The sequence below is a fragment of the Phyllobacterium sp. NPDC097923 genome (genome assembly GCF_044760925.1).
In the GTDB taxonomy this organism is placed as follows: Bacteria; Pseudomonadota; Alphaproteobacteria; order Rhizobiales; family Rhizobiaceae; genus Phyllobacterium; species Phyllobacterium calauticae.
This window is the reverse complement of sequence record NZ_JBIWBL010000002.1, coordinates 644,013-656,768: the sequence shown is the minus strand read 5'-3', so window position 1 is coordinate 656,768 and position 12,756 is coordinate 644,013. Positions and strand designations below refer to the sequence as shown.

At 60.3% G+C, this 12,756-nt stretch carries 12 protein-coding genes; 11 read left to right on the top strand and 1 reads right to left on the bottom strand.

Translation table 11 applies throughout. From position 1 onward, the window contains the following. The first annotated feature begins 6 nt into the window (after positions 1-6). From ACIQWS_RS15615 to ACIQWS_RS15580, 8 genes are all read left to right on the top strand, one after another. Complete coding sequence (locus ACIQWS_RS15615) at positions 7-768, top strand: rhomboid family intramembrane serine protease (RefSeq protein ID WP_403180858.1); 762 nt, start codon at positions 7-9, stop codon at positions 766-768. Positions 769-1,130: 362 nt separating this feature from the next. Further along, the gene (locus tag ACIQWS_RS15610; RefSeq protein ID WP_403180853.1) at positions 1,131-1,880 is read left to right on the top strand and encodes an electron transfer flavoprotein subunit beta/FixA family protein; all 750 of its coding nucleotides are present in this window, start codon (positions 1,131-1,133) and stop codon (positions 1,878-1,880) included. A 21-nt stretch (positions 1,881-1,901) separates the two neighbouring features. Beyond that, a complete protein-coding gene (locus ACIQWS_RS15605) occupies positions 1,902-2,831 on the top strand; it encodes an electron transfer flavoprotein subunit alpha/FixB family protein (protein ID WP_403180849.1) in 930 nt (309 codons plus the stop codon). Positions 2,832-2,931: 100 nt separating this feature from the next. Continuing rightward, a complete protein-coding gene (locus ACIQWS_RS15600) occupies positions 2,932-3,813 on the top strand; it encodes a 3-hydroxybutyryl-CoA dehydrogenase (RefSeq protein WP_223613540.1) in 882 nt (293 codons plus the stop codon). Positions 3,814-3,998: 185 nt separating this feature from the next. Further along, positions 3,999-5,039 carry a TerC family protein gene (locus tag ACIQWS_RS15595; protein WP_403180845.1) on the top strand — a complete coding sequence of 347 codons (1,041 nt, stop codon included), beginning with the start codon at positions 3,999-4,001 and terminating at the stop codon, positions 5,037-5,039. 21 nt (positions 5,040-5,060) lie between these two features. Then, positions 5,061-5,699, top strand: coding sequence for an exopolysaccharide biosynthesis protein (locus tag ACIQWS_RS15590; RefSeq protein WP_223613542.1), 639 nt, complete (start codon positions 5,061-5,063; stop codon positions 5,697-5,699). A 2-nt stretch (positions 5,700-5,701) separates the two neighbouring features. Then, a complete protein-coding gene (locus ACIQWS_RS15585) occupies positions 5,702-6,178 on the top strand; it encodes a YaiI/YqxD family protein (protein WP_403180841.1) in 477 nt (158 codons plus the stop codon). Positions 6,179-6,489: 311 nt separating this feature from the next. Beyond that, on the top strand, positions 6,490-8,439 hold the full coding sequence (locus tag ACIQWS_RS15580; RefSeq protein WP_403180836.1) for a DEAD/DEAH box helicase: 1,950 nt from the start codon (positions 6,490-6,492) through the stop codon (positions 8,437-8,439). Positions 8,440-9,004: 565 nt separating this feature from the next. On the opposite strand, the gene ACIQWS_RS15575 is transcribed toward ACIQWS_RS15580, so the two are convergent. Further along, on the bottom strand, positions 9,005-9,685 hold the full coding sequence (locus tag ACIQWS_RS15575) for a thiol:disulfide interchange protein TlpA (RefSeq protein ID WP_223613545.1): 681 nt from the start codon (positions 9,683-9,685) through the stop codon (positions 9,005-9,007). 46 nt (positions 9,686-9,731) lie between these two features. Between ACIQWS_RS15575 and argH the strand changes: the two genes are divergently transcribed. The 3 genes from argH (at position 9,732) to lysA (ending at position 12,677) form a co-directional block, all read left to right on the top strand. Then, complete coding sequence (argH, locus tag ACIQWS_RS15570) at positions 9,732-11,132, top strand: argininosuccinate lyase (protein WP_223613546.1); 1,401 nt, start codon at positions 9,732-9,734, stop codon at positions 11,130-11,132. A gap of 79 nt (positions 11,133-11,211) precedes the next feature. Next, a complete protein-coding gene (locus ACIQWS_RS15565) occupies positions 11,212-11,400 on the top strand; it encodes a lipoprotein (protein ID WP_223613547.1) in 189 nt (62 codons plus the stop codon). 11 nt (positions 11,401-11,411) lie between these two features. Beyond that, the gene (gene lysA, locus ACIQWS_RS15560) at positions 11,412-12,677 is read left to right on the top strand and encodes a diaminopimelate decarboxylase (protein ID WP_403180829.1); all 1,266 of its coding nucleotides are present in this window, start codon (positions 11,412-11,414) and stop codon (positions 12,675-12,677) included. Positions 12,678-12,756 lie beyond the last annotated feature (79 nt).

The following is a 12,756-nucleotide window of genomic DNA, read 5'->3' as shown; positions in this document are numbered from 1 at the left end:
GCGCCGATGTTCATTCCACTCTACGACGCCAACAGCCTCAAATACATCAAGCTGCAATATGTCACTCTGGCGCTGATTGCCCTCAATGTCATCATCTTCGGCCTGACGAGCCTTGCCGGGGCAGATTCAAAGACCGCCTCCATCGGCTTTGGCTATATCCCGTCGGTGGCGCACCATATGACGGCGCTGCCGCCGCGATATGATTTCGTGCCGCCCGCCTTCACCTATGTCACCTATGCCTTCCTCCATGCCGATATCTTCCATTTGGGCGGCAACATGTTGTTCCTCTGGGTCTTCGGTGACAATGTCGAAGACGCCATGGGCCATATCAGGTTCCTGATTTTCTACCTGCTCTGTGCCGCCGCCGGCGCTTTCCTGCACGGTACGCTCGATCCGTCTTCCGAGGGGCCGCTGATCGGGGCATCGGCCGCCATTGCCGGCGTGATCACCGCCTATCTGATGCTGCATCCGCGTGTGCGGGTCTGGGTGCTGGCTTTCGGCCGTATACCCCTGCGCATCCCTGCGCTCTATCCGCTCGTCCTCTGGATCGGGCTCCAGTTCGTCATGCTCGTCACCCATGGCGAAGACCGCATTTCCTGGTCCGGCCATGTCGGCGGCATCATTGCCGGCGCCCTGCTCCTCATCCCGTTCAAACGCCGCAGCGTGCCGCTGTTTGACCGGGCGATCGTCTCGCCGCGTGCCGTTATCGTCGACAAGCAGTCGCTGCAAACGCCACCCGAACCGCCTTCACCCCGATGGGGCCGTTGATCCCGCAAGTTTCAATCGTTTAAGCCCCAATAACAGCAAACTGGATGATTGACCTTTACGTTAGTCATATTTACGGTCCCGCACGATCCTGACACAGCCGCGGTCCGATTCTGACATTTGCACCCCTTTGATACAGGCCATTCAAGCAAATGTCAGAATCAAAGGACCACGGCCAAATGTATGCTTGTAGTGGAACTTGTGAATTTGACATTCGCATCTCTCGCGTGATGTCCAACGGGATGCGAATGTCAAGTTCGTTCCACTAATGTGTCGTTTTTTTCACCTCAATGTCGGCATCCGGCAAGCGGGTGCCATTGCCCGGCAGTTAAATCTGTCTGCAGTTCTTATGAGAGGGAGTCCCCATGAAAGTCCTCGTACCGGTAAAGCGGGTAGTCGATTACAATGTGAAGATCAGGGTTAAGGGCGACGGTTCGGGCGTTGAGCTTACCAACGTGAAGATGTCGATGAACCCGTTCGACGAAATCGCGGTCGAGGAAGCGCTGCGCCTGAAAGAGGCCGGCAAGGTCGAGGAAGTGGTCGTTGTCTCCATCGGACCTGCACAGGCGCAGGAAACCATCCGCACGGCGCTTGCCATGGGTGCCGACCGCGGCATTCTGGTCAAGGTCGACGACATCGTCGAGCCGCTTGCCGTTGCCAAGATCCTCAAGGGCATTGTCGAAGCCGAACAGCCGCAGCTGGTCATTCTCGGCAAGCAGGCCATCGACGACGATGCCAACCAGACCGGCCAGATGCTGTCCGCTTTGCTTGGCTGGAGCCAGGGCACCTTCGCCTCCAAGGTCGAACTCGGCGGCGATACCGCCAAGGTTACCCGCGAAGTCGACGGCGGCCTGCAGACCATCGAAATCAAGCTGCCCGCCATCGTCACGACGGACCTGCGCCTCAACCAGCCGCGCTATGCCTCGCTGCCGAACATCATGAAGGCGAAAAAGAAGCCGCTGGATGAAAAGACCGCAGCCGATTACGGCGTCGACACTAAGCCGCGCCTCAAGGTGCTGAAGACTGAGGAGCCGGGCGGCCGCAAGGCAGGCGTCAAGGTCAAGGACGTTGCCGAGCTCATCAGCAAGCTGAAGAACGAAGCCGGCGTTCTCTAAAGATCAGGAAAGGAATTTACCATGGCTATTCTTCTTTTTGCCGAACACGACAACGAGACCCTTTCCGACCAGACCGCCAAGGCATTGACCGCAGCGCTCGCCATCGGTTCCGACGTGCATGTTCTGGTTGCCGGCAAGGGCGCCAAGGGTGTTGCCGACCAGGCCGCCAAGCTTGCCGGTGTCAAGAAGGTCCTGCTCGCTGACAGCGACGATCTGGCCAACCGCCTGGCGGAAGCCACTGCGGCGTTGATCGTTTCGATCGCCGGCAATTATGACACGATCATTGCCGCCGCAACCACCAACGGCAAGAACATCCTGCCGCGCGTTGCCGCCCTGCTCGACGTCATGCAGATCTCGGACGTCATCGAGGTCATCGCGCCCGATACGTTCAAGCGTCCGATCTATGCGGGCAATGCCCTGCAGACCGTACAGGCAACCGATGCCAAGCGCGTCATCACCGTGCGCACCGCCACCTTTGCGGCCGCCGGCGAAGGCGGTTCGGCTCCGGTCGAGACTGTTGCGGCCGCCGCCAATCCGGGCCTGTCCACCTTCATCGAAGCCAAGCTTTCCGGCGGCGACCGTCCGGAACTGACCTCGGCCAAGATCATCATCTCCGGCGGCCGTGCCCTCGGCTCCAACGAGAAGTTCAAGGAAGTCATCCTGCCCGTGGCCGACAAGCTCGGCGCGGCTGTTGGTGCCTCGCGCGCCGCCGTCGATGCCGGTTACGCCCCCAACGACTGGCAGGTTGGCCAGACAGGCAAGGTGGTAGCCCCTGATCTCTACATCGCCGTCGGCATTTCGGGCGCGATCCAGCATCTGGCCGGCATGAAGGACTCCAAGGTCATCGTTGCCATCAACAAGGACGAGGAAGCACCGATTTTCCAGGTCGCCGATTACGGCCTGGTCGGCGATCTTTTCGTCATTCTGCCGGAACTCGAAAAAGCGCTTTGAATTTCATCGCAAGATTGAAATGAATCTGCATGGCCGGGGTAGACGAACGCTACCCCGGCCATTTAGTTTGGTGCTACAAAGAAAAGAAACGGATGGAAACATGGCTGGCTCGATCAAAACTGTAGGCATTGTTGGCGCGGGACAAATGGGCGGAGGAATCGCTCACGTCTGTGCACTGGCCGGATATGATGTTTTGATCCATGACCAGTCCGCCGACCAGCTGGAAAAGGCCATCGCCACCGTCAACGGCAACATGGCCCGGCAGGTTTCCCACGGCAAGCTTGAGGAAGCCGAGCGTGTCAAGGGCATGTCGCGCATCCGCCCGGCCCTGCGTATCGAAGACCTCGCCGGTGTCGATCTGGCCATCGAGGCCGCGACGGAGGACGAGACGGTCAAGCGCAAGATTTTTGCCCAGCTCTGCCCCAACCTCAATCCGGAAGCGATCCTCGCAACCAACACCTCCTCCATCTCGATCACGCGGCTTGCCGCCACCACGGACCGGCCGGAGCGCTTCATCGGCATCCACTTCATGAATCCGGTTCCAGTGATGAAGCTGGTCGAGCTGATTCGCGGCATTGCCACGGAAAACGTCACGTTCGAGATCGCGCGCGAATTCGTTACCAGCCTCGACAAGACGCTTACGGTCTCCGAAGATTTCCCGGCCTTCATCGTCAACCGCATCCTGCTGCCGATGATCAACGAAGCCATCTACGTGCTCTACGAGGGCGTGGGTTCAGTCGAAGCCATCGATACGGCGATGAAACTGGGCGCCAATCACCCGATGGGCCCGTTGCAGCTTGCCGATTTCATCGGCCTCGACACATGCCTGTCGATCATGCAGGTGCTGCATGATGGGCTCGCGGATTCGAAATACCGCCCCTGCCCGTTGCTGGTCAAATATGTCGAAGCCGGCTGGCTGGGACGCAAGGCCGGGCGCGGCTTCTACGACTATCGCGGCGAGAACCCTGTTCCGACCCGCTGAGGGCGCCAAGCGCCGTTCAATACGGCGGCCACGGATTATTTATTTCATTCAAACCCTTGCATTGACCCCTGCCGCTCCCCAATTCAGGCAGAATTGCAGCACCGGGCCCCTCTGGCGAGAGTTACCGGCTCTCTCGTGATGTCGGAGCTGTAATCTGGAACCGATGCCGGCGGATCATTTTTCACATGGAGCTTCTGTTTGTTGATGCCATGGGCAAGCCCCTATGGATGTGGCTTGGCTTTTTTGCCCTTGTTCTTGTGCTTCTCGTCCTCGACCTGGGCGTTCTCAACCGAAAAAATCACGATATAGGCATGCGCCAGAGCCTTTTGCTCTCGGCGTTCTACATCAGTCTCGGCGTCGCCTTCGGCGGCTTCATCTGGTGGGAGCTGGGCAGCGAGTCCGGCATGCAGTACCTCACCGGCTTCGTCGTCGAGAAAAGCCTGGCGATGGACAATATTTTCGTCATCGCCATGATTTTTGGCTATTTTGCCATTCCCAAGCAATATCAGCACCGGGTGCTCGTTTACGGCATTCTCGGTGTTGTCATCCTTCGCGGCATCATGATCGCGGCGGGTGCGGCCATTGTCGAACAATATGAGTGGGTCCTCTATCTCTTTGCCGCGTTCCTGATCATCACCGGTATCCGCATGCTCATGGCCGGCGACGACGAGTTCGACGTCTCGGCCAATCCGGTCTTCAAGTTCATGCGCAAACGCTTCCGCGTCACCGAAGAGCTGCACGGGCAGAAATTCATGATCCGGCGCACCGACCCGCATACGGGCAAGTCGAAGACATGGATTACCCCGCTGCTCCTGGCACTCGTCATGGTGGAACTGGCAGATGTGATCTTCGCGGTGGATTCCATCCCGGCCATTTTTGCCATCACCACCGATCCCTATATCGTCTTCACCTCGAACATCTTCGCGATCCTTGGCCTGCGTGCGCTGTATTTCGCCCTTGCAAGCCTTATCCATCGCTTCGTCTATCTGAAATATGCACTGTCGCTCGTGCTGGTGTTCATTGGCGGAAAGATTTTCGTGGCTGACGCTTTGGGGCTGGCAAAGATACCGCCGATGTGGTCACTCTCGATCACGCTCGGCATCCTTGCCGCCGGCATTTTCAGTTCGCTCTGGAAGACACGCAACGACGCGCCGGAACCCGAATTAACGATAGATGCAAAACCTGCCTCGACACCCACTATCGCCGAGACAACGACGAAAGCATAATTGCATCGATGGAGAAGATGAATGAACGCTGACGGAAAACCGTATCATTGGGACCCCTTGGGTGACCCTGCGGAACGGCGTCTGTCCAGCATTCTGGTCAAGATCGGTGAAACAGACGCGGACAGGGTTTCGTTTGACGACATCCTGTCCGCGCTTTCCGAACGCAGCTTCGGCGCGCTGCTGATCCTCTTTGCCGCGCTCAATCTGGTGCCGCTGCCGCCGGGGTCTTCGACGATCTTCGGCATTCCCCTGATCCTTCTTTCGCTGCAGATGCTGATCGGTCTGGAAAATCCGTGGTTCCCGGCCTTCCTGCGGAAGAAATCCCTGCGCACGGAAACCTATCGCCGTTTTGTCGGCAAGCTTGAACCGCTGCTCATCCGTTTCGAACGGCTGGCCCGCCCGCGCTACTGGCTGCTGCCGCAGGTCGTCATGGAGCGGATCGTCAGCCTTGCAGCGCTGGTCATGGCGCTCATCGTTGTGCTGCCTGTTCCGCTCATCAATCAGTTGCCGGCGCTCAGCATCATCCTGCTCAGCATCGGCCTCGGCGAACAGGATGGCGCATGGCTTGGCACCGGCTTTCTGGTGGCCGCGCTCGCCATCGGCTTTGCCATCGGCCTGGCCGCCTCCGTCGGTCTGGCCGCCCTCCACATCTTCGGTTGAGCATGAACGAGCAGAAAACCATCGCCATCTATGTCGACGCCGACGCCTGTCCGGTGAAAGCCGAGATTTACCGCGTTGCCGAGCGCTACGGCGTCAGGGTCTATGTCGTTTCCAATTCCTTCATGACCATTCCGCGCGATCCGATGATCGAACGCGTCATCGTCAGCGACGGTTTCGATGCGGCCGATGACTGGATCGCCGAACGGGTATCGCGCGGCGATGTGGTGGTGACCGCCGACATTCCGCTGGCCAGCCGCTGCGTGAAGGCAGGGGCCGACGCCATCTCGCCGACCGGCCGCGCGTTCACCGAGGCCTCCATCGGCAACACGCTGGCCACGCGCAACCTGATGGACGAACTGCGCTCGGCCGGCCAGATCACCGGAGGTCCGCGGCCCTTTTCGCCCAAGGACCGCTCGAGCTTTCTCTCCGCGCTGGATCTGGCCATCGTCCGCCTGAAACGGGCCGGATTTGCTGTCTGAGGTTTCTGGCATCAGTAATATGCGTGGTTCGACAGGCTCACCATGAGGGATGTGGTCTGACTGCAAGGCTAATTGCAAATGTTGCAGAATATGGCTCCCTGCAATCCTCACCCTCCCTCATGGTGAGCCTGTCGAACCACCACCCACAACGAATTTGCAGGGCTCCCCTGCATCGGCTCCCCACGCCCTGCCATTGACGAAATGAGCGATAACCTCTACGAGAGCGCAACAAAGCTATATGCGTGCCGCTCGTGCCCCAACATATGCCGAGCCGAAAACACCAGCCCAAACACGTACTTGAAAGTTCATTAATGACTATTTTCGATTCTATCGCCCCGGCGCTGTCCGGTGCATTGGCAGCCCGTGGTTACGAGACCCTGACGCCGGTGCAGACAGCTGTGCTTGCTCCGGAAGCGGACGGTGCGGATCTTCTCGTCTCCGCCCAGACCGGCTCCGGCAAGACAGTTGCCTTCGGCATTGCCATCGCACCGACGCTGCTTGAAGGCGAAGACCGCTTCACCTCGATCGGCGCACCCTATGCGCTGGTGATTGCCCCGACCCGCGAGCTCGCCCTGCAGGTGCGCCGCGAGCTGGAATGGCTCTATGAGAAGACCGGCGCCCGCATCGCTTCCTGCGTCGGCGGCATGGACATGACCAAGGAACGCCGCGCATTGCAGAGCGGCGCCCATATCGTTGTCGGCACACCCGGCCGTCTGCGCGACCACATCACCCGCGGCTCGCTCGATATGACCGAACTGCGCGCCGTGGTGCTTGACGAAGCCGATGAAATGCTTGACCTCGGTTTCCGCGAAGACCTCGAATTCATCCTCGGCGAAGCGCCGAAGGACCGCCGCACGCTGATGTTCTCGGCCACGGTGCCGAAACCGATTGCCCAGCTGGCAAAACAGTTCCAGAACGATGCGGTGCGCATCACCGCGACCAGCGAAAAGTCGCAGCACAGCGATATTGAATACCACATCATGCCGGTGGCGCCGCGTGAGCGCGAAAATGCGATCATCAACGCGCTGCTGTTTTACGATGCCCAGAACACCATCGTCTTCGGCGCGACCCGCGAAGCGGTCAAGCATCTGACCAGCCGCCTGTCCAATCGCGGCTTTTCCGTTGTTTCGCTCTCCGGCGAGCTCAGCCAGGCCGAGCGCACCAATGCGCTGCAGGCCATGCGCGACGGCCGTGCCCGCGTTTGCGTGGCCACCGACGTGGCTGCGCGCGGCATCGACCTGCCTAATCTCGATCTCGTCATCCATGCCGACCTGCCGACTAACCCGGACACGCTGCTGCACCGCAGTGGCCGTACCGGCCGTGCAGGCCGCAAGGGCATCTGCGTGCTGATCGTGCCGGCTTCGCGCCGCCGTTCGGCCGAGCGGCTTTTGCAGATGGCAAAGCTCAGCACCACGATGGTGCCGCCGCCGGATGCCGCTGCCATCAACAAGCGCAATCATGACCGCATCCTCAACGATCCGTCACTGACCGAAGTCATGACCGACGAGGAAGGCGAATATGTCCGCGAGCTTCTCGGCCTGCATTCCGCCGAGCAGATTGCCGCTGCCTATCTGCGCCAGCAGATGGCCGCGCGTCCTGCACCCGAAGAACTGTCGAACACGCCGGCCCACGTTCTCGAGCCGATCCGCAAGGGCAGCTATGATGACCGGCCCGGCCGTGGCGACCGGGGTGACCGCGCCGAGCGCGCGCCGCGTTCGGACCGTTTCGAACAGTTCGAGAGCGGTGCCTGGTTCTCGCTCAGTGTCGGCCGCAAGCAGCGCGCCGAGCCGCGCTGGCTGCTGCCGCTGATCTGCAAGGCCGGCGACATCACCAAGACCGACGTCGGTTCGATCAAGATTCTCGAGACCGAAACCCGCTTCGAGATCACCGCGAGCAAGGCTGACGCGTTTCTGGCGCGTATCAAGCAGTACGGCACCGGCGAAAAGGGTGTGAACATCACCCGCAGCGAGGGCGCAGGCTTCTCCTCCTCGCGCAGCGATTTCAAGCCGAAGAAAAGCTTTGGCGAAAAGCGCGAATGGGATGACCGCAAGCCGCCCCGCGCCCGCGATGACCGCCCGCATGACGACAAGCCGAAAGCCGACTGGGCAGCCAAGCCCGCCAAGGCCAAGCCGGAAGGCTGGACCGCGGAAAAGCCTGAAAAGGTGAAAAAGCCCAAGGAGCGCAAGCCCGGCGATCCCTCCGGCTTCGACAAGTACAAGGCCAAGAAGGCCCGCAAGGCCGCTGCCGGTCAGCCGGAATAATCAGATCTTCGGATTGAATGAACAATGAACCCGCCGCGGATGAAAATCCCGGCGGGTTTTTTGCACATGCATGGTGCGTGGTTCGACAAGCTCACCATGAGGGAGAGGGGCTGGCTGCAAAGCTAATCGGAACATGCAGTTTGCGGCAATCTAGCAGAAATTGGCTCCCTGCAATCCTCCATCGCCCTCATGGTGAGCTTGTCGAACCACGCAAAAATGGCTCTGCTATCCACCTATTCAAAAGAATCTTGCCGACTTATCCAACACACCAAAACATCCCTTATCCTACCACTCGTCCTTTCCGGCGGGAATGCTTCCGGAAACTTTCGAAAGTCGGGAAAGGACCGGCGTTTCGGCCTGTGGGAGACCCCCAGGCCGGGAAGGTTCAGTCCAATGATGCGATGTTGGACGAAACCGGGTGCCGGGGCGGGTGGTCCATGGGATCGCAACAACCGCAACACCAACCAAAGACTTCAGCGCTCCCGATGGACCGCCCGTCTTTCCCACCTTCTCAACAGCCAGACGCGACAGCGGGCGTGGCAACGGCCCGCCGCATTGCAAGCAATCACTGCGCCGCGATGGCCGCATCGATCAGACGCACGGCGTCATCGCTTTCCCACGGCGCCGGACCGTTCATGGCGGCAATCTGGCAGCCCTCCTTGTCGACGATCATCGTCACCGGCAGGCCGAACGCCAGGTTCTTGCGCTTGAGCTCATTGAACACGCCCATGGTCGGATCGCGGTAGAGCGCCAGTGATTTCACGCCGATATCCGCCAGGAAACCTTTCGGCTTCTGGTCGTCGCCCGTATCGATATTGATCGTCACGACCTGAAAATTGTCACCGCCCTTCTTGGTCTGCAGCGCATCGAGCGCCGGCATCTCTTCGCGGCAGGGCGCGCACCAGGTGGCCCAGAGATTGACAAGGACGGTCTTGCCCTTGAAATCCGCCAGCCGCATCGGCTTGCCGTCGGGTCCGGTGAAGGACAGTGCGGACATGGATTGCGGCTTCTCAGCCCCGCGCATGGCCGCAACAGCGCCCGTGGCGGCGGCATCGATCTTCCTCGCCGTATCGGTCTTGGCAGTGCATTGATCGGTCGTGTTTGTTCCGGCAACAATATTGCCAGAAGGCCGCTCCATCACGTATACCCCAACCGCACCGGCGACTATGCCTGCGAGCGCGGCAAGAACAATAATTTTCCTGCTGCCGCCTGAAGTGGTTTTCTGTGTTTCGTTGCCGTTGTCCATATCTTACACTTTCCGTCTATCCACCCCGGTTTACCCAAGGCTTACAATGTCCGACAAGAAAAACAGCAACGAAATGTGGGGAGGCCGTTTCGCCTCAGGTCCGGCCGCCATCATGGAAGAAATCAACGCTTCCATCGGGTTTGACCAGAAACTCTATGCCCAGGACATTCGCGGTTCACTTGCCCATGCAGCCATGCTTGCGAAAACCGGCATAATCGCGGCGGACGACCACGACAAGATCGCAAAGGGCCTGAACACGATATTGTCAGAGATCGAAAGCGGAAAGTTCGTTTTCTCACGCAAACTTGAAGACATTCACATGAATGTCGAGTCGCGCCTTGCCGAACTGATCGGCGCACCGGCTGGCCGCCTGCACACGGCGCGGTCGCGCAATGATCAGGTTGCCGTCGATTTCCGCCTGTGGGTCAAGGAGGAATTCCAGCGCACGGCAACCGCGCTGAAAAAGCTGATCGAGGCTTTCCTGAAGCGCGCCGAGGAACATGCGGCAACGCTGATGCCGGGATTTACCCATCTGCAGACCGCGCAGCCCGTCACCTTCGGCCATCACTGCATGGCCTATGTGGAAATGTTTGGCCGCGATCTCAGCCGGGTGAAGGACGCGATCGAGCGTATGGATGAATCGCCGCTCGGCGCCGCCGCGCTGGCGGGAACCGGCTTTCCCATCGACCGGCACATGACGGCGAAGGAACTCGGCTTCCGCGAACCCACCCGCAACTCGCTCGACAGTGTCTCTGACCGCGACTACGCCCTGGAATTCCTGTCGATGGCCGCCATTGCCGCCACGCATCTCTCCCGGCTGGCCGAGGAAATCGTCATCTGGTCGACGCCGCAGTTCGGCTTTGTGCGTCTCTCCGATTCCTTCTCCACCGGCTCGTCGATCATGCCGCAGAAGAAGAACCCCGATGCCGCCGAGCTGGTGCGCGCCAAGACCGGCCGCATCACCGGCTCGCTCGTCGGCCTGCTGACCGTCATGAAGGGCCTGCCGCTGACCTATTCCAAGGACATGCAGGAAGACAAGGAAGCCGTGTTCGATGCGGCCGAAACCCTTGAGCTCGCCCTGGCCGCCATGACCGGCATGGTCGGTGACATGACGATCAACACCGCGGCCATGAAAAAGGCCGCCGGTTCCGGCTATTCCACCGCCACCGACCTGGCGGATTGGCTGGTGCGCGAGCTTGGCCTGCCCTTCCGTGAGGCCCACCACGTGACGGGCCGCGCCGTCGCGCTGGCGGAAGAGAAGAAGAGCGAACTGGGCAAGCTGACGCTGGATGACCTCAAGGGCATTCACCCCGGCATCACCGAGGCCGTCTTCGGCTACCTCACCGTGGACAAATCCGTGCGCAGCCGCAAATCCTATGGCGGCACGGCGCCGGAGCAGGTGCGCAAGCAGATCAGGTTCTGGCAAAAACGCATCACGAAATCGTAAGTCCGACGATGGGGGATGCAAAGCGTTCCTCCATGCGTTAGACAGGACAACATACTTTCGGACGACAGGATCAAAATCGATGACAAGCCGTTCTTACCTCACGACAATTCTGATGGCGGTTGCAATCGTCAGCGCGGTGTCGGCCTGCGGCCGCAAGGGCCCGCTCGAGTTGCCGCCGGCATCGGTGACCGCACCGGCACCGGGCGAGCCGAAACCGGCCAGACCGCCCGTTCAAGACAAGCGCTTTTTCCTCGACTCCATCATCTAGGCAGATTTTTCGTGAATCATTTCGATTACAAGGACGGCGTTCTCCATGCCGAGGACGTCAGCATTCCCGATATCGCCAGCGCGGTCGGCACCCCCTTCTACTGCTATTCGACGGCCACCATCGAACGGCACTACAAGGTCTTTGCTGCGGCCTTTGCCGACATGGATGCGCTTGTCTGCTACGCCTTGAAAGCCAATTCCAATCAGGCCGTCCTGAAGACCCTGGCGCGTCTTGGCTCCGGTGCCGACGTGGTATCGGAAGGCGAGATGCGCCGTGCCCTGGCCGCGGGAATTCCCGCAAGCAAGATCGTCTTTTCCGGCGTGGGCAAGAAGCCGGGCGAAATGGACTTTGCACTGGCAGCGGGCATTCATTGCTTCAATGTTGAATCCGAGCCGGAACTCGAACTCCTGTCCAGCCGCGCCGTGGCGGCGGGCAAGATTGCGCCGGTGTCCCTGCGCATCAATCCCGATGTCGATGCCAAGACCCACAAGAAGATTTCCACGGGCAAGTCCGAGAACAAGTTCGGCATTCCGCTGGCCAAGGCACAGTCCGTCTACGCCCACGCGGCGCGGCTGCCCGGCCTGAAGGTATCCGGCATCGACATGCATATCGGCAGCCAGATCACCGATCTGGAGCCGTTTGACGATGCCTTCGCCCTGCTTGCCCAGCTCGTCGGCGACCTCAAGGCTGACGGCCACGATATCAAGCATGTCGATCTCGGCGGCGGCCTCGGCATTCCCTATCACTTCGACAACAATCCGCCGCCCCTGCCCGACGCCTATGCGGCGATCGTTTCCCGGCATATCAAGCCGCTCGGGCTCAAGACCATTTTCGAGCCGGGCCGCCTGATCGTCGGCAATGCCGGAATCCTGGTCAGCGAAGTGATCTTCGTCAAGGAAGGCGACGCGCGCAATTTCATCATCGTCGACGCGGCGATGAATGACCTCATCCGCCCGACGCTCTATGACGCGTTCCATACGATCCGTCCGGTCAAGGAGCCATCAGCGTCGCATCCGCGCATTCGCGGCGACGTCGTCGGCCCGGTCTGCGAAACCGGCGACTATCTCGGTCTTGACCGCGACCTGCCGCGTCCAACCCCCGGCGACCTGATCGCCATCGGCACGGCCGGTGCCTATGGCGCGGTTCAGTCGGGGACCTACAATACCCGCCTGCTGGTGCCGGAAGTGCTTGTCAGCGGCGACCGCTTCCATGTGGTGCGCCCGCGGACGACCTATGAGGAACTCATCGGTCTCGATTCCATACCGGACTGGCTCTGAAACCAGCCGGCACACAGAACGGTGAACGGCTTTTTGCGCCAAGGCCTCGCCTTTGCCACGATGAGTGGTATTCTTGACC

Bases quoted from the DNA above. Each gene is read 5' to 3' on its own strand.
- ACIQWS_RS15615 (WP_403180858.1), top strand. From the start codon at position 7: ATGTTCATTCCACTCTACGACGCCAACAGCCTCAAATACATCAAGCTG.
- ACIQWS_RS15610 (WP_403180853.1), top strand. From the start codon at position 1,131: ATGAAAGTCCTCGTACCGGTAAAGCGGGTAGTCGATTACAATGTGAAG.
- ACIQWS_RS15605 (WP_403180849.1), top strand. From the start codon at position 1,902: ATGGCTATTCTTCTTTTTGCCGAACACGACAACGAGACCCTTTCCGAC.
- ACIQWS_RS15600 (WP_223613540.1), top strand. From the start codon at position 2,932: ATGGCTGGCTCGATCAAAACTGTAGGCATTGTTGGCGCGGGACAAATG.
- ACIQWS_RS15595 (WP_403180845.1), top strand. From the start codon at position 3,999: ATGGAGCTTCTGTTTGTTGATGCCATGGGCAAGCCCCTATGGATGTGG.
- ACIQWS_RS15590 (WP_223613542.1), top strand. From the start codon at position 5,061: ATGAACGCTGACGGAAAACCGTATCATTGGGACCCCTTGGGTGACCCT.
- ACIQWS_RS15585 (WP_403180841.1), top strand. From the start codon at position 5,702: ATGAACGAGCAGAAAACCATCGCCATCTATGTCGACGCCGACGCCTGT.
- ACIQWS_RS15580 (WP_403180836.1), top strand. From the start codon at position 6,490: ATGACTATTTTCGATTCTATCGCCCCGGCGCTGTCCGGTGCATTGGCA.
- ACIQWS_RS15575 (WP_223613545.1), bottom strand. From the start codon at position 9,685: ATGGACAACGGCAACGAAACACAGAAAACCACTTCAGGCGGCAGCAGG.
- argH (WP_223613546.1), top strand. From the start codon at position 9,732: ATGTCCGACAAGAAAAACAGCAACGAAATGTGGGGAGGCCGTTTCGCC.
- ACIQWS_RS15565 (WP_223613547.1), top strand. From the start codon at position 11,212: ATGACAAGCCGTTCTTACCTCACGACAATTCTGATGGCGGTTGCAATC.